This window comes from Neorhizobium sp. DAR64872/K0K18 (assembly GCF_050500175.1).
In the GTDB taxonomy this organism is placed as follows: Bacteria; Pseudomonadota; Alphaproteobacteria; order Rhizobiales; family Rhizobiaceae; genus Neorhizobium; species Neorhizobium soli.
The window spans coordinates 727302-748286 of the sequence record NZ_CP191446.1; the positions used below are offsets into that span (position 1 = coordinate 727302).

The 20985-nt window shown below is 61.6% G+C and carries 14 protein-coding genes; 2 read left to right on the forward strand and 12 right to left on the reverse strand.

From position 1 onward, the window contains the following. Nucleotides 1–9: 9 nt before the first annotated feature. The 7 genes from glgB to ACQY1P_RS08895 form a co-directional block, all read right to left on the reverse strand. Nucleotides 10–2217: a 1,4-alpha-glucan branching protein GlgB gene (glgB, locus tag ACQY1P_RS08865; protein ID WP_430256680.1), complete on the reverse strand. Its 2208-nt coding sequence runs from the start codon at nt 2215–2217 to the stop codon at nt 10–12. Beyond that, complete coding sequence (gene treS / locus ACQY1P_RS08870; protein WP_430256145.1) at nt 2217–5561, reverse strand: maltose alpha-D-glucosyltransferase; 3345 nt, start codon at nt 5559–5561, stop codon at nt 2217–2219. Before treS ends, glgB begins: the two co-directional genes overlap by 1 nt. A 23-nt stretch (nt 5562–5584) precedes the next feature. Continuing rightward, on the reverse strand, nt 5585–8839 hold the full coding sequence (locus ACQY1P_RS08875) for a maltotransferase domain-containing protein (protein WP_430256147.1): 3255 nt from the start codon (nt 8837–8839) through the stop codon (nt 5585–5587). 133 nt (nt 8840–8972) lie between these two features. After that, nucleotides 8973–9464 carry a cupin gene (locus ACQY1P_RS08880; RefSeq protein ID WP_430256681.1) on the reverse strand — a complete coding sequence of 164 codons (492 nt, stop codon included), beginning with the start codon at nt 9462–9464 and terminating at the stop codon, nt 8973–8975. Between the two features lie 225 nt (nt 9465–9689). Then, nucleotides 9690–10790 carry a 3,4-dihydroxy-2-butanone-4-phosphate synthase gene (ribB, locus tag ACQY1P_RS08885; RefSeq protein ID WP_062453643.1) on the reverse strand — a complete coding sequence of 367 codons (1101 nt, stop codon included), beginning with the start codon at nt 10788–10790 and terminating at the stop codon, nt 9690–9692. A 10-nt stretch (nt 10791–10800) separates the two neighbouring features. Further along, the gene (aroC, locus tag ACQY1P_RS08890) at nt 10801–11898 is read right to left on the reverse strand and encodes a chorismate synthase (RefSeq protein ID WP_430256149.1); all 1098 of its coding nucleotides are present in this window, start codon (nt 11896–11898) and stop codon (nt 10801–10803) included. A 159-nt stretch (nt 11899–12057) separates the two neighbouring features. Beyond that, nucleotides 12058–15201, reverse strand: coding sequence for a putative bifunctional diguanylate cyclase/phosphodiesterase (locus ACQY1P_RS08895; protein WP_430256151.1), 3144 nt, complete (start codon nt 15199–15201; stop codon nt 12058–12060). A 297-nt stretch (nt 15202–15498) separates the two neighbouring features. Here ACQY1P_RS08895 and ACQY1P_RS08900 point away from each other — a divergent pair, with 297 nt between their 5' ends. After that, a complete protein-coding gene (locus ACQY1P_RS08900) occupies nt 15499–15759 on the forward strand; it encodes a DUF1344 domain-containing protein (protein ID WP_062453640.1) in 261 nt (86 codons plus the stop codon). 24 nt (nt 15760–15783) lie between these two features. Here ACQY1P_RS08900 and ACQY1P_RS08905 read toward each other — a convergent pair whose 3' ends face one another. The 4 genes from ACQY1P_RS08905 to ACQY1P_RS08920 form a co-directional block, all read right to left on the reverse strand. Further along, the gene (locus ACQY1P_RS08905; RefSeq protein WP_209900043.1) at nt 15784–16374 is read right to left on the reverse strand and encodes a histidine phosphatase family protein; all 591 of its coding nucleotides are present in this window, start codon (nt 16372–16374) and stop codon (nt 15784–15786) included. Nucleotides 16375–16381: 7 nt separating this feature from the next. Continuing rightward, nucleotides 16382–17200, reverse strand: coding sequence for an enoyl-ACP reductase FabI (gene fabI / locus ACQY1P_RS08910; RefSeq protein ID WP_062453638.1), 819 nt, complete (start codon nt 17198–17200; stop codon nt 16382–16384). 150 nt (nt 17201–17350) lie between these two features. Beyond that, nucleotides 17351–18520 (reverse strand): DnaJ C-terminal domain-containing protein, encoded by a 1170-nt coding sequence (locus ACQY1P_RS08915; protein WP_430256153.1) that lies wholly within the window; start codon nt 18518–18520, stop codon nt 17351–17353. 223 nt (nt 18521–18743) lie between these two features. Further along, nucleotides 18744–19196 (reverse strand): RT0821/Lpp0805 family surface protein, encoded by a 453-nt coding sequence (locus ACQY1P_RS08920; protein ID WP_244474003.1) that lies wholly within the window; start codon nt 19194–19196, stop codon nt 18744–18746. A 63-nt stretch (nt 19197–19259) separates the two neighbouring features. Here ACQY1P_RS08920 and pdxH point away from each other — a divergent pair, with 63 nt between their 5' ends. After that, entirely contained in the window at nt 19260–19880 is a 621-nt protein-coding gene (gene pdxH, locus ACQY1P_RS08925) for a pyridoxamine 5'-phosphate oxidase (RefSeq protein WP_062579430.1), read from the forward strand. 21 nt (nt 19881–19901) lie between these two features. Here the strand turns inward: pdxH and ACQY1P_RS08930 are convergent, their stop codons facing one another. Then, complete coding sequence (locus ACQY1P_RS08930) at nt 19902–20942, reverse strand: polysaccharide deacetylase family protein (protein WP_430256682.1); 1041 nt, start codon at nt 20940–20942, stop codon at nt 19902–19904. Nucleotides 20943–20985: the final 43 nt, after the last annotated feature.

Here is a 20985-nt window from a genome sequence, read left to right on the forward strand (position 1 = left end):
GCCGGGGATTTAACCCCGCCACCGCAGATACACCGTCGCCAGCGGCGGGATGTCGAGAGCGACGGACGCTGTCTTGCCATGCGCCGACTGGTTTTCCGTCCAGGCTTCGGTCTGGCCGAAATTCGTGCCGCCGTAGATCGCGGCATCGGTATTCAGCACCACTTCCCAGCGCCCCTCGAACGGCACGCCGATCCGGTAGCCATGCCGCGGCACAGGCGTCATGTTGGAAGCGACGAGGATCGCCGACTGCCGATCCTGCGACAGGCGCAGCATCGCGGTGACGGAGTTTTCCGCATCGTCGGAGACGGCCCACTCGAAACCTTCAGGATGAACATCGCCATACTGAAGCGCCGGCTCGGCCGAGTAGATCGCGTTGAGATCGGCGATCAAGCGCTGCATGCCCGCATGCTGAGGGCTATCCAAGAGATCCCAGACAACGGACGCGTCGTGGTTCCACTCGGTCACCTGAGCGACTTCGCCGCCCATGAACATCAGCTTCTTGCCTGGATGGCCCCACATGAAACCGTAATAGGCGCGCAGATTGGCCATCTTCTGCCAGTGGTCGCCCGGCATCTTGCCAAACAGCGAGCCCTTGCCATGCACCACTTCGTCATGGGACAGCGGCAGCATGAAGCGTTCGGAATAGGCATAGACCATGCCGAAGGTCAGGCTTCCGTGCTGGTATTTGCGATAGACCGGATCTTCCTCCATGTAATGGAGCGTATCGTGCATCCAGCCCATGTTCCACTTGAAGTCGAAGCCCAGCCCGCCCTGCTCGACGCTTTCGGTCACACCCGGCCAGGCGGTCAATTCCTCGGCCACCGTAAAGGCATGCGGGCAGCGCTCATGGATGATGCTGTTCAGGTGCTTGAAGAACTCGACGGATTCGAGGTTTTCACGTCCGCCATACTTGTTGGGGATCCACTCTCCCTGCTCGCGGCTGTAGTCGCGGTAGAGCATGGAGGCGACAGCATCGACGCGCAGCGCATCGATATGGAAGTGGTCAAGCCATTCCAGCGCTGACGCGATCAGGAAGCCCTTCACCTCGTTGCGGCCGAGATTGTAGATCAGCGTGTTCCAGTCCTTGTGGAAACCTTCGCGCGGATCGGCATGTTCGTAGAGCGCCGTTCCGTCGAACTGCGCCAGACCCCAGACGTCAGTCGGGAAATGCGCTGGCACCCAGTCGAGGATGACGCCGATACCGGCCGCATGGCAGCGATCGATGAAATAGGCGAAGTCTTCAGGCGTGCCGTAGCGTCCGGTCGGCGCAAACAGGCCGAGCGGCTGGTAGCCCCATGATCCGCCGAACGGATGCTCCATGATCGGCAACATCTCGATATGGGTAAAGCCGAGCTTCTTGACATAGGGCACGAGGCGCTGGCTGAGTTCCACCCAGTCAAGCGTCCGGTTGCCCTCTTCGGCAATTCGAACCCATGAACCGAGATGCACCTCATAGACGGACATCGCGCCTTCGCGGGCACGGTCCCTGGCCTGTGCCGCCATCCAGTCGCCATCGGTCCAGCGGAACGGTTTGGACGAAGCGATGACGGAGGCAGTCGACGGTGCTGCTTCCGAGGCCCGTGCGATCGGGTCGGCCTTCTGCGCCAGCATATTGCCGTGAGCGTCGAGAATTTCGAACTTGTAGCGCTCGCCATGGGTCAGCCGAGGAACAAACAGTTCCCAGACGCCGGCCTGTGGCCGAAGCCGCATCGGATGCCGGCGACCGTCCCAGGCGTTGAAGTCGCCCACGACCGAGAGACGAGTGGCGTTCGGTGCCCAGACGGCAAAACGCACGCCGGAAACCCCGTCCACTTCCATCGGGATCGCGCCCAGCGTACGGCCGAGATCGTAATGGGTGCCCTGGCCGATCAGGTGCAGATCGAGATCGCCGAGCAGTGGCGGAAAGGAATAGGAATCCTCGGTTTCCTGGATTGCTTCCGGCCATTCGATGCGCAGGAAATAGGGCGCAGTCGAATTGGTCACGCCGGCAAACAGACCGCCGGGGTGGATGCTGTCCAGCTCCGCGACGACCTTGGCCGTATCGCGCTCGACGACCTCAACCGAAAGCGCCCCGGGAAGCAGCACCCGCACCACGGTGAGGTCGCCGTACTGATGGCGGCCGAGAATGGAAAAGGGATCGCCATGACGGCCGTCGACGAGGGCCTGGAGGCCCTCCTCAACGGTTCCGATGATGAGGTCCGTGCGCTCGTATCGCATCACTCTGTCTCTCCCTTGGGTGCATCAGGGGTGGAATTGCTGTCGGTGTCGAGAAGTCGCGCCGCGATGGTCGCAAAACCTGCGAGCGGCAGGGGCAGCCACTTCGGCCGGCTGCGCACTTCGTAGGCGATCTCGTAGGCGGCTTTTTCCAGCAGGAAGAGGTCGAGTATTTTCGACCGCTTCTCGTGCGGGATGTTGAGCGAGTCGGACTTTTCCACAGCATCGAAATAGGCCTGCAGGAATGCCGGTTCCGCCTTGTCGATGAAGCGGCTGACGAGCTCCGGATGACGGGCGTCGTCCACTTCGCTGACGACCTCCCGATCGAGATCGGCCGAGGCTGCGAGATAGCTGAGCGACCGCAGGAGGCCAGCCACGTCGCGCAGCGGGTTGGACTTTGCACGACGTTCCTCGAGATCGCGGGCAGGTTCGCCCTCGAAGTCGATGATATAGGCGTCGCCTTCTGCCACCAGGATCTGGCCGAGGTGGAAGTCGCCGTGGGTACGGGTCATCAGCGTCGAAATGGCAAAGCCGGACAGCGTCTCGACAAGGCCGAACAGGTCTTCGCGACGGCTGAGGATCATGCGTGCGTCTTCTGCGGCGCGACCTTCCAGTCCCTCGCTGTTCAGTTCGAGCATGGTCAGGCTCTGGTCGATCTGAGCCGTTACGCCCGCGCGCCATCTCGAGATATCGGCATCGCCAGCCCAGATCGGGCTGAATGCCTCGTCATCGGTCGGCTGGGCCAGTGCGACATGCAGCTCACCAAGCCGTGTTCCGATGGTGGCCGAAAGATTGACGAGCGGCTTGAAGTGCTCGTCGATCCCTTCGCCCTCAAGCCCGGTCACCACGATCTCGTCGATTGCGCGGCGCAGGTTGCCGAGCATCCAGTTCCAGGCATCGCCCTGATTGCGGATCGCGCGCTGCACGATGATCATCGTGTAGCGGTTGCCCTCCGGCGAGGTGCGGGCGACTTCGCCGAGCAGCTGTCCCGTATTCTGGTAGCCGACATTGGTGAGATAACGCGTCATCTCCACTTCCGGGTGGATACCCGGGAAGATGTGACGGATCAGCTTCACCATGGCGAGATCACCGATGATCAGCGAGCTGTTCGACTGTTCGGCCGAAAGCCAGGTCACAGGCATGTCGTCGTTGAAGTTGAGCTGGTCGAGAGTGTCGGTGCCGACGAATTCAAGGGCGCCTGAAACGCCCGAGATCACGGCCCGTTCGGACAGTCCGCGGATAACGCCGCGCGCCAGCCCCTCCATGGCAAAGCCGTCGGTCAGGAAACCGACCCGGCGACCCTGACGGATGCGGGCGAGCGCCAACTGCTGGGCAAGCGCCGAAGGCTGGGTTTCATCCCAGGCAACGGCAAGCGGCAGGAGATAGGTATCCAGCTTGCCGGCAACATCGACCTCTAGCTCGCCGAGCAGGATGTTGTTGGCAAAGGCGATCGGCGTCACGTTGGCAAGGCGCGCCGAATTGAGGATCGAGCCCTTGGAGCCGAACCAGCGGCGTTTCGAAAGGTATGGCGGCAGGATATCCTTGGCAAACATCTGCGACAGCGGAGAGTCTTCGCCGAGCTCCTGCAGGTCACGGCGAACGACCATGGTCACCATGTCCTGCATCTGCTCCGGCGGCTCCGTGCGCCAGACCGGACCTTCCGAGCTATCCACCAGCTGGAACCAGAAGAAGCCGTAGGGCGGCAGCGTCAGCAGATAGGTCAGCTGACCGATCGGCGGGAACGGCGACATGCCGGACATCTCGATCGGCACCCAGCCGGCAAACTGCGACAAGTCCAGTTCCACCGCCTGCGGCAGGCGTGAAAGGTTGGCGACGCACAGGATCGTCTCACCTTCGTATTCGCGAAGATAGGCAAGGATCTTGCGGTTTCCGGGCGTGAGGAAACGCTGCGTGCCGCGGCCGAATGCAGCATGCTTGTTGCGCAGCGCCAGCATGCGGCGCATCCAGTTCAGCAGCGAATGCGCGTCGGCACCCTGCGCTTCGACATTCACCGCCTCATAGCCATACTGCGGATCCATGACCGGCGGCAGCACGAGACGCGCTGGATCGGCCTTGGAGAAACCGCCATTGCGGTCCGGAGACCACTGCATCGGCGTGCGAACGCCGTCGCGGTCGCCGAGGTAGATGTTGTCGCCCATGCCGATCTCGTCACCGTAGTAGATGACAGGCGTTCCGGGCATGGAGAGCAAGAGGCCGTTCATCAGCTCGATCCTGCGGCGGTCGCGCTCCATCAGGGGCGCAAGACGGCGGCGGATGCCGAGATTGATGCGGGCGCGCCGGTCGGCGGCATAGATGTTCCAGAGGTAGTCGCGCTCTTCGTCGGTCACCATCTCAAGCGTCAGCTCGTCATGGTTGCGCAGGAAGATCGCCCACTGGCAATTGTCAGGAATTGCAGGCGTCTGGCGCATGATATCGGTGATCGGGAAGCGGTCTTCCTTGGCGATCGCCATATACATGCGTGGCATCAGCGGAAAGTGGAACGCCATGTTGCACTCGTCGCCATCGCCGAAATATTCGCGCGTATCTTCCGGCCACTGGTTGGCTTCCGCCAGCAGCATCTTGCCGGGATGGGTGCTGTCGAGCGCCGCGCGGATCTTCTTCAGGATGTCGTGGGTTTCCGGCAGGTTCTCGTTGATCGTGCCTTCGCGCTCGATCAGATACGGGATGGCGTCGAGGCGGAAACCGTCGATGCCCGTATCGGCCCAGAAACGCATGACTTCGAACAGCTCTTCCAGAACGGCTGGGTTGTCGAAGTTAAGGTCGGGCTGGTGCGAATAGAAGCGGTGCCAGTAATAGGCGCCGGCAACCGGATCCCAGGTCCAGTTGGACTTTTCCGTATCGAGAAAGATGATCCGCGTTTCCGGGAATTTCTGGTCCGTATCCGACCACACGTAGAAATCCCGCTCCGGCGAACCAGGAGGCGCATGACGTGCCCGCTGGAACCACGGATGCTGGTCGGACGTGTGGTTGATGACGAGCTCGATCAGCACACGCAGATTGCGCGCATGGGCGGCAGCCACGAACGCCTTGAATTCTTCCACCGTGCCATAGTCCGAGCTGACGCTGGTATAGTCGGCAATATCATATCCATCGTCACGACGCGGCGACGGAAAGAACGGCAGCAGCCAGATCGTGTTGGCGCCGAGCGAAGCGACGTGATCCAGCTTCTCGTGCAGCCCCTGAAAGTCGCCGATACCGTCGCCATTGGCGTCGTAGAACGACTTGATATGCAGCTGATAGATAACTGCATCCTTGTACCATAGTGGATCGTCGTTCATCGCTTGATTCTGGTCCTGGCCCTGGTTTCGGCCGCTCGTGATGTCCATGATGTCTCCTCCCATTCTTGTCTTTAACGGACGCGCCAGATGGAGAATGGCAGGCCGGAGTGAGGGTCGAGGCGGATGCGTTGCACCTTGCCGGTCAATGAGAAGCGATCGCCGCCGATGACGTCTTCGAGGTCGAGGGTTCCGTGATCCGGAATGCCGAACGACCACAGCGGCAGTTCGATATCCGCTTCCTGTGCGTTGTGCGGATCGAGATTGACGGCGATCAGCAGCACGTTCTCGCGGCCGGCACTGGCCTTTTCGAAGAACATGATGTTGTCGTTCCAGGCGGGCAGGAGCTGCAGACCGAGATGCGAATGCAGCGCCGGGTTTTCGCGGCGGATGCGGTTGAGAAGCGCGATCTCGCCCTTGATGTGACCCGGACGGTCGTAATCCCAGGCACGGATCTCGTACTTCTCGGAGTCCGCATATTCCTTGCGCTTGGCGTCCGGGCGTCCTTCGCAAAGCTCGAAGCCGTTATAGACGCCCCAGAGGCCCGAGAGCGTTGCGGCCAGCGCTGCACGGATCAGATAGGCCGGACGCGGTGCGTTCTGCAGGAAATCCGGGTTGATATCGTGCGTGTTGACGAAGAAGTGCGGACGGAAGAATTCCTTCGGCTCTTCTGTGGTGATCTCGCGCATATACTGCTCGAGCTCCCACTTGGCATTGCGCCAGGTGAAGTAGGTGTAGGACTGCGAGAACCCGACCTTGGCGAGACGGTACATCACCTTCGGCTTGGTAAAGGCTTCCGACAGGAAGGCGACGTCTGGATGGCGCGAGCGGATGTCGGCGATCATCCATTCCCAGAATGGAAACGGCTTCGTATGCGGATTGTCGACGCGGAACAGCTTGACGCCGTTATCGACCCACTTCTGGACGACGTCACGCAGTTCGATCCACAGCGAAGGAACAGCGTCCTTGGCGTAGAAATCGACGTTGACGATGTCTTCGTACTTCTTCGGAGGGTTTTCGGCATAGCGGATCGTGCCGTCAGGCCGCCAGTCGAACCAGCCGGGATTGGACTTCAGCCACGGGTGGTCGGGCGATGCCTGGATCGCGAGGTCGAGAGCGAGCTCCAGCCCGTGCTCCTTGGCGGCATCCACCAGCCGGCGGAAATCCTCGAACGTGCCGAGCTCCGGATGGATCGCGTCATGGCCGCCATCTTCCGAGCCGATCGCGTATGGGCTGCCCGGATCATCAGGGGCCGGCGTCAGCGTGTTGTTCTTGCCCTTGCGGTTGGTCGAACCGATCGGATGCACCGGCGGGAAGTAGAGGACATCAAAGCCCATCTCCCGGATCGCCGGCAGCCGCGCAATCACGTCGTCGAACGTGCCGTGACGGTTCGCATCGCCGCTCTGGGAGCGCGGGAACACCTGGAACCAGCTCGCAAACGCTGCGGCCGTCCGCTCGGCATCGACCGGGATCAGCGTCGAGCGAACCCGATGCGGGCGGCGGTCGGCTTCCACCATCAGCTCGGCCGTGTCGGCCAGCAGTAGCGTTTCGGTCCGCTTCGGATCGTCCTGCGCCGTCAGCTTGTCGAACAGCACCTTCAGTTCGGTCTTGAGGTCACCCGTGGCATGATCCAGCGCATCAAGCACCAGATTGATGCCTTCCTGGATCTCCAGCCGCAGATCGAGCCGCGCCTCGTGCTTCTTGGTGAATTCGTAGCGGAAGATCTGGAACGGGTTCTTCCAGGCCTCGATCGCAAACTCGTGGCGACCCATCCGCTTCAGAGGAAATTCTGCCGCCCAACGATCGTTGGTGACAAGCGTCATCGGCACTTCGGTCCACTGGTCCTCGTCGGCCGCACGCCACATCACCGACGCCGACAGCGGATCGTGCCCGTCGCCGAACACGTCGGCTTCGACCTTGACCGTCTCACCGACAACCCGCTTCACCACAAAGCGACCGTCATCGACCGACGGAGTGATTTTCTCGATCGCCAGCCGCGGTGTTGCAGCGGCTTCGGCTGCGGTGGAAACCGGAACAGCTTCGATGATCGGCTGCGAGGCATGGCCTTCGAAAACGCGCAGTTCGCCCGGCTTCAGCATGAGATCGGGCGCAAAAATGTCGGCGTCATTCCCCGGCGCCGTCAGCGGCAGGAAAGGGGATGCTGCTTCACGTAGCACGTTGAACGGAGCCTTGGTGACCCTGCGCAAATCGCGGTTCAGCATGACGACGCGGATCTTCGAAGATGCACGGATATCCTCATGGTCGGTCTGCAAGAGCGCCACAGCCTGGGTCTGGCTGGTGGAAATCAGCCTCAGCGGCTGGCGGCCAAACCCGGCCGATGTCTTGTTCGGCGCGGCATTGATGGCACGGATGTCGCTCGACAGGTCGAACACGCCCTGGTCCTTGAGTCCACGCAGACCCATTCCGTCACCGGTCAGCGGGTCGAGCGGGATGGATGAGCCGTATTCGAAGCCCATCGGCACCATGAGGCCGCTGGCGAAGGTCGACGCGAGCTTCAGGGCCCGGACCGCTCGGCGCTCCGACACTTCGGTTCCGTCAATGCCATGCGCCATGCGCTTGCCGAACGGGGCTTCCGGAAAGGTGATCTGGTAGCCGAGTTCGCGCTGCACCTCGTATTCGTCGAGGATCCAGCGTTCCTCCATGTTCCACCAGGCAAAGGACGAAAAGCTGCCGTCAAAGCCGACGCCCTTGAGCGCCTTGCGATCTTCAAAACTGGTGCCTGGCGTCCAGGCAAGGAAGATGGTGTCGGAGACGGCACTGCGGGCCGCAGTGATCAGGCCCTTCCAGACGTCAGGCGCGACCTTGCCAATGCCGATGCAGCGGAAGCCGGCGATGCCAAGCCCGGCCAGCCGCGCCAGTCGGCGGCGCCAGTCATCGAGCAGCTGCGTTTCATGAGTGATATCGATCGTGCGGCTGCCGCTTTCCTGCGGCGAGCGACGCGGGTCGAATACGACGGCGCTGCCTTGGTTCGAGGCATCGGCGATACGATCGATGGCAATGTCGAGCATCAGCTTGATGCCATGCTCTTTAGCGGCACCTGTCAGTGCCTTCACGCCGTCGTCGACGCTTTCCCCAAGTCCCAGCGCCGGATCAAGCCTGTCCAGGTCTCCGCTGACGAAAATGCTCGTGTCCGCGCCGCGTGCAAACAGCGGCGCGCTGAGGACCGTATCGAAGCCGAGATCCTTCGCATGGGCAAAAACCTGGCGCCAATCCTGCAAGCCTTTGAGCATGAGAGGATGCACGTAGTAGATTTGCGGCGGGAGCTTTGACAGCGGGGTGGACGAGGCGAATTGAGGACGCGTGTTCATCTTTATAGCCTTGGGTTGCCGAGCCGTAGAGCGGGTGGCGATCAGCGGGGTAACTGCAAGGCTGCTGTGCTTGTTCCGATAAAATTGTGCCTATCGGATTTTTGCGCACGCATTAGATGTACATGAATGAACCCTAACGGACCCAGTGCCGAAGGAGGGGGCCGTCGCGGCCACGGAGCGGATCGGTCTGCGGCACGGGAAGGCTCGAAATTCGGCTGAGACCCTTAGAATCCGCGGGTCCGGTCTGGAGATCCGCACGCTGTCCTGGCGGATAGGCGCCGACAACCACGAAGTCGCGGCTGGCCTCCAGCCGCATGTGCCCGGTGCCGGCCGGCAACACGATGCAATCGCCGCCATGGACTGAGATTTCGGTGCCATCCGGACCGCCGATCAGCAGCAGGCCGCGACCATTTGCGATGCCGAGGACCTCGTGGGCGCCCGTGTGGTAGTGCTGGTAATCGAATACGCCATCGCGCCAGATGCCCTGCCAGCCGTTTTTCGCAAAAAGGTCTTCGAACAGGCTGGCGGGGTCGCCGACCAGAGGGTCGATGGCAAGGGCGTTGCGGTAGATCAGAGCCGGAAGGTGAGGGTGGTTGGGCACGAAGCCGCTCGGCGGAAACGTCATGCTCTCGACGGTCGTCCTTTCAGCGGAGACGGCGGGATCGAGGGCTGGCGGAACGATGTTCAGGCTTCGGGTCACGGACTTGATCCTTGCACGGTTGCGTCTGTCGGACGTCGCCGGCATTTTCCAGCAACGTCCTGAGACTGAACCCGTGCGCAAATGCGATGTTCCCGCGACAACCTCTATTTCAAAAGGTCAGCACGGAAACACGCTCCGCTCAGTGGCCGTTTAGCAGATCACGGTCTCGGCGATCTGGATGCCGAACCCTTCGAGGCCGACGTAATGACGTTCGCTTCTGGTCAGAAGCTTGATCGAAGACACGCCGAGATCGCGCAGGATCTGGGCGCCGAGGCCGATTTCCAGCCACTCGCTGTCGCGGACCTTGGCCTCCGCGTGCGATTCCTCGCCGAAGCGGACCTTGCGCGACGTCGTGCTGGCACCGACGCCAACCGAACCCTCGCGCAGATAGATGATGACGCCGCGACCCTCGTCGGCGATCTTTGCCATGTAACGGTCCACGGAGCGCGCCGCGCCGAACACATCGCGCGCCACGTCTTCGAGATGAAGGCGGACCGGAATGTCGACGCCGTCCCTGATGTCGCCGAACACGATGGCGACGTGCTGCATCGTCTCCCAGGGCAGGGAGTAGGCGTGTGCCTTGGCCTTGCCCTTCGGGGTCTCGATGTCGAACGTGCCGTGCAGCTCGATCAACGTTTCCTTGCGCTGGCGATAGGCGATGAGATCGGCAACGGACACCTGCTTCAGGCCATGGGTGATCGCAAACTCCGTCACCTGAGGACCGCGCGTCACCGTGCCGTCGTCGTTGACGAGTTCGCAGATCACGCCGATCGGCGGCAGGTTGGCAAGCTTGCAAAGATCGACGGCCGCTTCCGTATGGCCGGACCGCATCAGAACGCCGCCTTCGCGGGCAATCAGCGGGAAGATGTGGCCGGGACGCACGAAGTCGGCCGGGCCGACATTCGGGTTGGCAAGGTTGCGCACCGTCAGCGTCCGGTCGTCGGCGGAGATGCCGGTCGTCGTGCCGTGCTTGAAATCCACCGTTACGGTGAAGGCGGTCGTATGCGCGCTGTCGTTTTCCGCCACCATGGCGTTGAGGTTCAGGCGCTTGGCTTCGCTGCGCGGCATCGGCGTGCAGACGATACCGGATGTGTGGCGCACGATGAAGGCCATCTTTTCCGGCGTGCAGTGAACCGCAGCGACGATCAGATCGCCTTCGTTTTCGCGTCCGTCGTCATCGGTAACAACGACGATTTCGCCGGCTTCGAAGGCGCGGATGGCGTCGACGACGCGCTTCTGATCGTAGGGCATGTGATGATTCCTAGCGGGTTTTACCGGTCTGACCCCGGTCACGGAGAAAATGGTCGGCGATCGTGCAGGCCATCATCGCCTCCCCGATCGGCACGGCGCGGATGCCGACGCAAGGATCGTGGCGACCCTTGGTGCGCACATCCACATTGTTGCCGTCAGCGTCGATCGACTGGCGCTCGCTCAGGATCGACGAGGTCGGCTTGATGGCGAAGCGGGCAATGATCGGCTGGCCGGTCGAAATGCCCCCGAGGATGCCGCCGGCATGATTGGAGAGGAAGATAGGCTGGCCATCGTTGCCCATCCGCATCTGGTCGGCATTGTCCTCGCCGGAAAGCTCGGCGGCGGCAAAACCATCGCCGATCTCGACGGCCTTCACGGCATTGATCGACATTAGGCCGGAAGCAATTTCCTGGTCGAGCTTGGCATAGATCGGTGCGCCAAGCCCTGCGGGAACGCCCTCCGCCACCACCTCGACGATCGCACCGATCGACGATCCGGCCTTGCGGATGCCGTCGAGATAGGTTTCCCAGACAGGCACCATCTCAGGATCGGGGCAGAAGAACGGGTTCTCGTTGACCTGGCCCCAGTCCCAGTTGTCACGGTTGATCTTGTGCTTGCCGATCTGCACCAGCGCCGCGCGCACGGTCATTCCCGGCACGACCTTGCGGGCGATCGCGCCGGCAGCCACACGCGCTGCCGTTTCGCGGGCCGATGAGCGGCCGCCACCGCGGAAATCGCGGATCCCGTATTTCAGATCGTAGGCAAAATCCGCATGGCCGGGACGATAGCTGCGGGCGATCTCGCCGTAGTCCTTGGAGCGCTGGTCGGTATTCTCGATCAGCATGGAGATCGGGGTGCCGGTCGAGATCATCGTCTCGCCGTCGGCATCCATCATCACGCCGGAGAGGATCTTGACGATATCGTCCTCGCGCCTCTGGGTCACGAAACGCGACTGTCCGGGCTTGCGCTTGTCCATCCAGGCTTGGATTTCGGCAAGCGTGAAGCGCAGGCCGGGAGGGCATCCGTCCACGACGCAGCCGAGCGCCGGCCCGTGGCTTTCGCCCCAGGTCGTGACACGGAAAAGATGACCGAAAGTATTGTGCGACATTTCACTAACCGGCTTCGGAGGGGCCGCCTCCGTCAATCTTGGACGTCAAACTTTGACGCGGATGTCTTATGGAAAAGGTCGGCGGGCGACAAGCCCTTCTTGCCCCATATCGGGCTGTCGATCCCGGACATGGATGCACGGCCGGCCATTCGGTGCCATTCATGCCGCCTGTTTGAGCCAGTCGGCTCTGGCCGCCTCAACGAATTCGTCAAAGGGCAGGGCCTTGGCAAAGGCATAGCCCTGCAGAAGGTCGCAGCCGAGTTCGCGCAGCAATTCCGCATGCTGCATCGTCTCCACACCTTCCGCCACCGTGTCGATGCCAAGCGAGCGGGCAATGTCGACGATCGAGCGAACCATGGTCCGCTCCTGCGGCGCTTCGAGGATCGGCATCACCAGCTGCCGGTCGATCTTAAGCCGCTTCGGTTTCAGCTTTAGCAGCGAGACGATCGAGGTATGGCCGGTCCCGAAATCGTCGATCTCGATGTCGATGCCCATTCCCTTTATGCGTTCGATATTGCCCGATACCGACACGTCGCCGTCGTCGAGGAAAATCGACTCCACCAGCTCGAAACAGATCTCGCCGGGTGTGATGGACAGCGACTCGAGGTTCGCGATCAGGTTTTCGTCATGCAGCCGCTTTGACGAGACGTTGACGGAGACCTTCGGCACCTTGAGGCCGAGCGCGGTCCAGCGCATCTTGTCCTTCAGCACCGTCTCAAGCACGATCTGGTCGAGCACCGCCGACACGTTGAGGTCTTCGGCGATCCTCAGGAACCGCGCCGGCGCCAGGATGCCGTGATGCGGATGGTTCCAGCGCAGCAGCGCCTCGGCCCCGGTCAGTTCACCGGTTCTGGCGCAAAACTGCGGCTGGTACCAGGTCACGAACTCGCCGTTGTCGATCGCCGAGAGCACTTCGTCGGCGGTCCGTTTGTGGCTGACGATCTCTTCCTGCAGGTCGAGCGTGAAGAATTCGAAACGGTTGCGGCCGAGGCCCTTGGCCCGGTAGAGCGCGATGTCGGCGTTGACCAGCGTGCGTCGTGCATCGACATTGAGACCGGTTGCCTGCGCAATGCCGATCGAAACGCCGCACCGGCAGGAAAAGCCGTCGAAGTCGAAGGGCTGACGAAACTCGGCGATGATCCGCTGCGAAAGCTCGGCCACGTCCTCGATGGATGCGGAATTGTTCATCAGGATGACGAACTCGTCGCCGCCGATCCGCGCAACGATATCCTCGTCACGCACGTTGCGCGACAGGATCCGGGATGAATGCACCAGCATCGCGTCACCGGCGGCATGGCCCATCGTGTCGTTGATCTGCTTGAACCGGTCGAGGTCGAGATGGAGGATGAAGAACTTCTGCCGCTCCACCTGGCTTGCACGCGAGAGGTGGTCGAGTTCCATGTCCAGTTTGCGGCGGTTCCCAAGCATCGTCAGCGGGTCGTGCAGCGCATTGTGCTCGATGCGGGTCTTGGCCATCTGAAGCTCGACATTGCGAGCATCCGATTCCGCTTTCGCAGACTTGAGCTCGGTCGTCATCACCGCGTCCTTGGTCACGTCGAAGGCGAGGCCGATAAGCTTGCGGGAACCGTCGCGACCGATCACCAGCTGACCGACGGACCGGATATAGCGGAGGCTGCCGTCAGATTGCGGCACGCGAACGATCAGAGCCTCCTCGACGTCGCCGGAAAGGTAACGCATTGCCGCGTCAAGAGCACTCTGGCGATCCTCCGGAACCAGCAGAGACAGCCAGAAGTCGTGGGGAAGGGGGCCGGCAATCGGGGCGACGCCATAAAGCTGGCACATGCGAGCGTCCCATATCTCGCTGCCGGTTGCCGGATCATATTCCCAGACGCCGCATCCGTAGGAACCGAGTGCGAGGTCGAGCTTGCGCGACAGACCTTCCAGTTCCTGCTCCCGGTCCGACAATTCGTCGAGCGCCAGTTCGAGCTCGGCATTCTTGACCTCGCTATTGTCTTTCGCGTCGCGCAGGGTCTGTGCCATCGTCACGTCGGCGGTGACGTCCCAGACGATGCCGGTCGCCTGGATGCCGCGCTCGTTCTGAACCCTCGCACCGGCGGAGCGAAGATGCCGGATGTCGCCGCCGGGCAGGATCAGGCGATAGGTCTCGGTCGATGGGCTGTCGGTGCAGAGAACTGTAAAGAGATGCGCTTCCGCGACAGCCCTGTCCTCAGGCGCGATCGATGCCATCCAGTCATCGAACCGGTTGCCGGTGGTGGCTGACGGATTGGCGTGGAGAGCGGCGGAGCGATCGTCCCAGGAGAGCTGCACACCCTCATCGGTCACTTCCCAGATGCCCATCATCGACGCTTCCATGGCAAGCCCGAACCGTCGCGACAGTGCAAACAGCTTGTTTTCGCGCAGCCGCAGCGTCTCGATATGCCGGTTGCGTTCCGAAATCAGCGAGGTCGCAATGAGCACCGGCAAGACGATCGCAAGCGATGCCAGCGCCAGGATCAACCGGAACCGCATCTGACCGGCGGGCGAAGCATTCCAGCCGACGCGCGGCGCCGCAAGGATCTGCCAGTCCGTACCCTTGACGGTGATCGACCACCGGACCGGATCGCCGCCCTTTACCGCTTCATTGCCGTAAAACACGGCTTGGTCGGCTCGACTGTTGTCGACGAGCGCGAGATCGAGCCAGTCGAAGACCGTCTCGGACGTTTGTGCCGCGTCGCCAACCTGAGGGCGTGTCGCGGGATCAAGCAGATCGGCGACATCGAGGACGAGAACCAGAGCGCCCCAGAGCCCGGCTTCCTGTCCGCTGGCGGAAGGCACCGGCATGATGAGGGTAAGCCTGCCCGTCTGCGATCCGGTCAGCACGCTTGGGCGCGCCTTGTTGCCGGCCCGGTCGAGATCCGCCTTAAGACCAGCAAGATCGATACCGGTCTCACCGGCCAAGCTGTCGCGGCGGAAGAAGGTCGTTGGTGTGAATCCCGGTGCCGCGATCACTGCGGAAAGGTGCGGCAGGTCGGCGAGTGCCTGACGAGCAGCGGTCTGCATATCGTTGGGCTTGTATCCTGCCTGACCGATCAACGCATTGCGCAGGCTATCGGCGACCGCGAAATCAAGCTCCAGCCGCGAGGCGATCTGACGGGCCGCCGTGCCGGCCGCGCGTGTCGTGGCGGCGTGAATATCGTCGCGATGTTTCTGCACGAATCGGTGATCGAGGACCACCGCGGTGACGATAACTGTCAGCGAAACGAGGAAGGCTGCGACGGCAGGCGCGCATGCACTGCTGAAAGGGCGAAACCTTTCGGTAATGGAGGAACGCCAGAGCGCCAAAACTGAACACCTTCTCGTTAACTCTTGTGACCGGGTATAACTGTATTGTGGCGCAGTTAATTTCCCATTCCACATCCGCCTTAGAGCTGTGAAGCTGCGTTTTATTGCAAATAGTTGGTAAACGCGGTCACTAAACGTTCGATTTGGTCTTGAGACGTCTTGAATTCGGAAGAATATGGTTAATAATCAAACTGTTGTTTGTAGCGAAAATGTCATGCTGGCGAGCAATTTTCGCCACAATCGGCAGGCTATCTTGCACCGAATTAGTACAGACCGTTTGTTCCAGGGATCTTCATCATGCGTATCCTCATTGCTGCCTTGCTTGCGACCGCCGGTGTTTTCTCGCCGCTGAGCACTTGGGCGCAGAGCGTGGACGTCGAGGCGACGATCAAGACGATCGACGCCAAGTCGCTCAGCCTGACGCTGGACGACGGCAAGACCTACAAGGTGCCGGAAGAGTTCAACTTCGAGGGCCTGAAGGCGGGCGTTAAGGTTCTGGTGTTCTACACGGTCGTCGATGGCAACCGCGTCGTGGACGATCTCGAAATCGTACAGTAAGGGCCGGAACCGGGCCTCAGCGGCTTACAGCCATTCCATCCGGCCGTCGAGCGGCTCGACTTTCAGGATACGGTCCTGATGGATGGCGATAGACGATGCTTCTTCTTCTCCCACGCCGCCGATCAGGCGAAAGATCGACCTGATGACGCCGCCATGGGCGACCGCCACGGTCGGACCGGTCAGAGACTGCATCCAGGCGCCGATGCGCCATGACAGGATTTCGTAGCTCTCAGCAGTTTGGCCCGGCGGAATGAAGCTCCATTTCTGGCGCTTTCTTTCCTTCAGCAGCTCGGGCTCGAGTTTTTTGACTTCGGCCAGCGTCTGGCCTTCCCAGTCGCCGAACGAAACTTCCACCAGCCGGTCGTCGGTCCGGTAGGCGAGGGGATCGAGCCCCATCGCTGTGCGCAGCCGCTCCATCGTCTCGCGAGTGCGCGAGAGCGGGCTTGCCACGAAGTCAAAATTGGCGACATCGTCGCCGAGCAGTTCTTTCAGCGCTTCACCATTGCCGGTAGCCTGAAGGCGGCCCGTATCGTTCAGAGGAATATCCTTCTGACCCTGAAGCCGGCCTTCAGCGTTCCAGTCCGTCTGGCCGTGACGGATGACGTAGAGAAGCACGGGGCGCTCAGTCCTTCACGACGGAAATGTCAGGCGCGTCGACGGCCTTCATTCCGATGGCGTGATAGCCGCTATCCGCATGGTGGATTTCACCGGTGACGGAGCGCGACAGGTTCGACAGAAGATAAAGGCCGACATCGCCCACTTCCTCGATCGTGACCGTGCGGCGAAGCGGCGCGTTATACTCGTTCCATTTGAGGATATAGCGGAAGTCGCCGATGCCGGACGCGGCAAGCGTCTTGATCGGGCCGGCCGAGATCGCGTTGACGCGGATATTCTTCGGTCCGAGGTCAACGGCCAGGTATTTGACGCTGGCTTCAAGTGCCGCCTTCGCAACGCCCATGACGTTATAGTTCGGCATCACCTTCTCGGCACCGTAATAGGTCAGCGTCAGCATGGCGCCGCCGTCCGTCATCAGCTTTTCGGCGCGGCGTGCGGCCGACGTGAAGGAGTAGACCGAGATCTGCATCGTCTTGGCGAAGTTGTCAGGCGTCGTATCGACATAACGGCCGGTCAGCTCATCCTTGTCGGAGAAGCCGATCGCATGCACGAAGAAGTCGATCTTGCCCCACTTCTTCTCGATATTGGCGAACACCTCATCGATGGTCGACTCGTCGCTGACATCGCAGTGGCCGGCCATGAAAGCGTTGATTTCGGCAGCGAGCGGTTCGACCCGCTTCTTCAGGGCGTCGCCCTGGTAGGTCAGAGCAACTTCGCCACCCTGATCGTGAATGGCCTTGGCAATGCCCCATGCGATGGAGCGATTGTTGGCGACACCCATGACGACGCCGCGTTTGCCTGACATGAGGCCGGAAGCCTGAACCATGAATATCCCCTGGAAACTCGATTTGGCCTTGCCTATGACATAGGCAGGGCAACGGTTCAAGCTTGCGGATACCAACTCATACGCCCACTCTTTGGCGAACGGGGAGGCCAACGTTTCAGCTGTCGCCGGAACCGGTTGGGGATCGATGTCTTACAGATACAGCCCGTGGCGCATGTGGCGCATCAGATCGGTCACCTTCGGGTCGGGCTTTTCGAGAAGCACAATGCGCAGTTCCGCCACCAGATCGCCGCGGCCGCCTGCATCGTTGTAGAGCCCCATGCCTTCCAGCCGGATTGCCTGATCGGACCCCGACCATGCGGGAACCGCGATCGTCTGCTCGCCTTCAGGCGTCTTCAGCATCGGCTCGGCGCCGAGAACGGCGTCTTCGAGAGAGATCGGCAAAATGGTGTGGATATCGAAACCGCTCACCCGGAAATCCGCATGCTTGGCCACTTTCAGGGTCACCACGAGATCGCCCTGCTTCATCCCGGGAAGCTTCAGCCCCTGGCCCTTCAGCCGCACAACATGACCCTCGGTCATGCCCGCGGAAAGCGAAACGCGCACGTCACGATCGTCGCTGGAATGCACGACGACCGAACCCCTGTTGAGAAGGTCTTCGATCGTCACGACCGCTTCGGCCAGAAGATCCGGCGCCGTTTCGAGAACGGTCACGGTTTCACCGCGGATGCGCCGCAGCAGCGTGTTGAGAAGACCGGAACCCATGCCGGTGGTCTGCGGGGCCGGGCGGCTACCGGGACCCTCATCCGCTGCATCGGCTCCTGTCGCGTCGCTTTTCGACGATGGACGAGCGGCCTGCGCGGTCGACGCCTCGTCTGCGGTTTTCTTCTGTCCGGAGTCGGCGGTCTGGCCGTCTGGCGAGACGCCGAAGATACGCTCGACCATGTCTTCGGCCGGTTCCGGCGGGGCATCGACACGGGCCTTGCCGTTCTGCTGTTGCTGCTGCGCTTGGGATTGAAGCACTTCGGCCTGCGCCCGCTTGGCGCTGGCACGGGCAAGCTCTTCCATCACTTTTGCCGCACGCTCGCGGGAAGCCTTGGCACGCATTTCCGCTTCGCGGGCTGCCTGGCGCTGCTGCATGAATGTCTGTTGAAGAGCGGATGCGCGGTCGTAGCGCTTGCGCCGCTCGGGATCCTTCAGCACCTCATAGGCCTGGCCCATTTCGGCGAAGCGCTCGCCGGCATCGGGGTCGTCCTGGTTCTGATCGGGATGTATGGTCTTTGCCTTCGAACGCCACGCCGATTTGATCTCGTCAGCGTTGGCGCTCCGATTGACGCCGAGAATAGAGTAGGGATCGCGCATTTTGAAACCACCCGTAAAGCTTGGGGCGGTGGGTCGCGTATCCAATTCCGGACCCCCCGTAACTCAACAACTCTCGCGGCAGCCTTCGGTTCCTCATGCCCCGAGGCTGGCCGGATCACAGGCAGTAACCGTATGGAGGAATTGCTGAATCAGAGGTTACGGAGAGAAGGTCGATGCATGTTACGGTAAACAAAACGTTTACCGCACAGTGCTGGCCTTAACACTACTGGCGGTCAAATGCCGTGAGCGACCAGTCGCCCGTTTCGGTCCGGCATGCCTGACCGGAAAACAGCGATATTCCTTCATAGGAATGGCGGCTGGTGGTGAAGGCGCGGCAGAGTAGGCCGGCGCTCCGGTCCTCGTGGATCGAGGAGACGACACCGGCACTGCCGGTCGCCGAATTTGCCCAGGGAAGGGGGTTCGCACCCACCTTGGCGAGATCGGCCGAGGTCACGGCATTGCGCACGGTGGCTTCGTCCGATTGCGGATCACCCGCTTTTGGCTTGCTGGGAATGCTGCTCGTCGAGATACTACGATCGACCTTGTCCGCGCCGCCGAACACATCCATGCTGGTGCAGCTGCCAAGCGAACCGCACAGTGCGACGATCGCGATGATTCGCAGGCTGGCGCCATTCAGGCTCTTTGTACGGCACATCGAATTTGCTATCACAATCACCTTGCATCCTGTCCGGCCAAGTGTCTCGGGCATGTTCATCAGATCGGGAGCACTTTAGTCAATATGTCGGAAAACGGGTTAACAAGCGGTGACTTCACGCAGGAAAGTGAACCCTTCACCTTATTTGGGTCGTGGTTGAAGGATGCCGAATCCAGCGAGATCAACGATCCGAACGCCGTCGCGCTTGCGACCGTCGATGAACATGGGCTTCCCAATGTGCGAATGGTCCTGCTGAAGGGCTACGACGAGGACGGGTTTGTATTCTATACGAATTTCGAAAGCCAGAAGGGCGAGGAAATTCTCGGCCAGAAAAAGGCTGCGATGGTCTTTCACTGGAAGTCGCAGAGACGTCAGGTGCGTCTGCGCGGCCCTGTCGAGATCGTCAGCGATGCCGAAGCGGATGCCTATTATGCGACGCGGCCACGCGGAAGCCGAATCGGCGCCTGGGCCTCGAAACAGTCACGGCCGCTCGAAGGCCGTTTCGCGCTGGAAAAATCCGTGGCCGAATACACCGCGAAATTTGCGATCGGCGAGATACCGCGGCCACCGCACTGGTCCGGTTTCCGCATCCGTCCCGTGTCGATCGAGTTCTGGCACGATCGACCGTTCCGCCTGCATGACCGGATCGAATTCCGCCGCGATACGCCAGACGGTGCCTGGGAAAAGGTGCGGATGTATCCGTGAGCGACCGATGAGAGCTTGCGCCTAGCGCGCAAGCTTGAAGGGAATGCCCGAGGCGAGCGCCGACACATAGCGCGCCCGCTGGTAATGGCCGTTCAGCGAAATCCGCGGCAGACCCGTCAGCCGGGTCAGCCATTTCTCGCAGATCGTGCCCGGCTGGGTCGTGACGGCGACCGAAAAGCCGAGGTCGCGGGCGATGCGGTAGTCGCGCTCGCCCACCGCCTTCCGCGTGCCGTAGGGATAGGCGATCGTGGTCGGCCGTATCCCGGTCAGTTCTTCCACATAGTCGGCAGAACTCGACATCTCGGCCCGCGCCTGCGCTTCCGACAGCCGCCCGACGGCGCGATGACTAATTGTGTGGGCGCCAAGTGTTGCGAGCTTGTGCCGCGAAAGTTCGCGGAGCTCGGCCCGATCCATCGTCAGGTCGGCGGTCATCTGCAACGGGTCGATACCGTGGCACCGCACAAGCGCATCCATCCTTGAGACGGCACTTGCCTCGTCATCGCGAAACACGAGATCGGCAAACCGGTCGAAGGCGTTGAACTTCTGCTCTTCACAGCCGAGCTCGATCCGCTCGGGTCCATTGCCGAAATCGAAACTCAGCTCCCGCTCGCGACCGATCAGGTCCGCCATTGTCTCCCACCACATCGAATGGGTCCGCTCCGCAAAGCCGCGGGCGACGAAAACGGTGAAGGGCACGCCGTATTTCTCGAATACCGGCAGCGCATGTTCGGCGTTGTTGCGATAGCCATCGTCAAGCGTGAAGGCGGCAAACGGCTGGCCGGCCGGATTGGCAAGCCGCTCCGGCACGTCGTCCAGCGGCACGAACGCATATCTATCCGCCGAGAGCCGTTCGATCGCATCGGCCAGGAATTCCGGGGTAACCTCAAGATGACCGCTCGGCTGGAACGCGAGCGATTGTTTTGGGCGCACGTGATGAAGCGTGAAGATAGAACCACGACCGCGCGCACTCGCCAGCATGCCGGCCCGTGCGAGTGCTGCCGACGCCTCTAGACCTGTCGTCGTGACCTGACGTTTCAGGCCACGGATCCATGCCGCCGGCAACTTTGCTTTCAAATTCACCATCGTCGCCACGCCCGTTCAACCC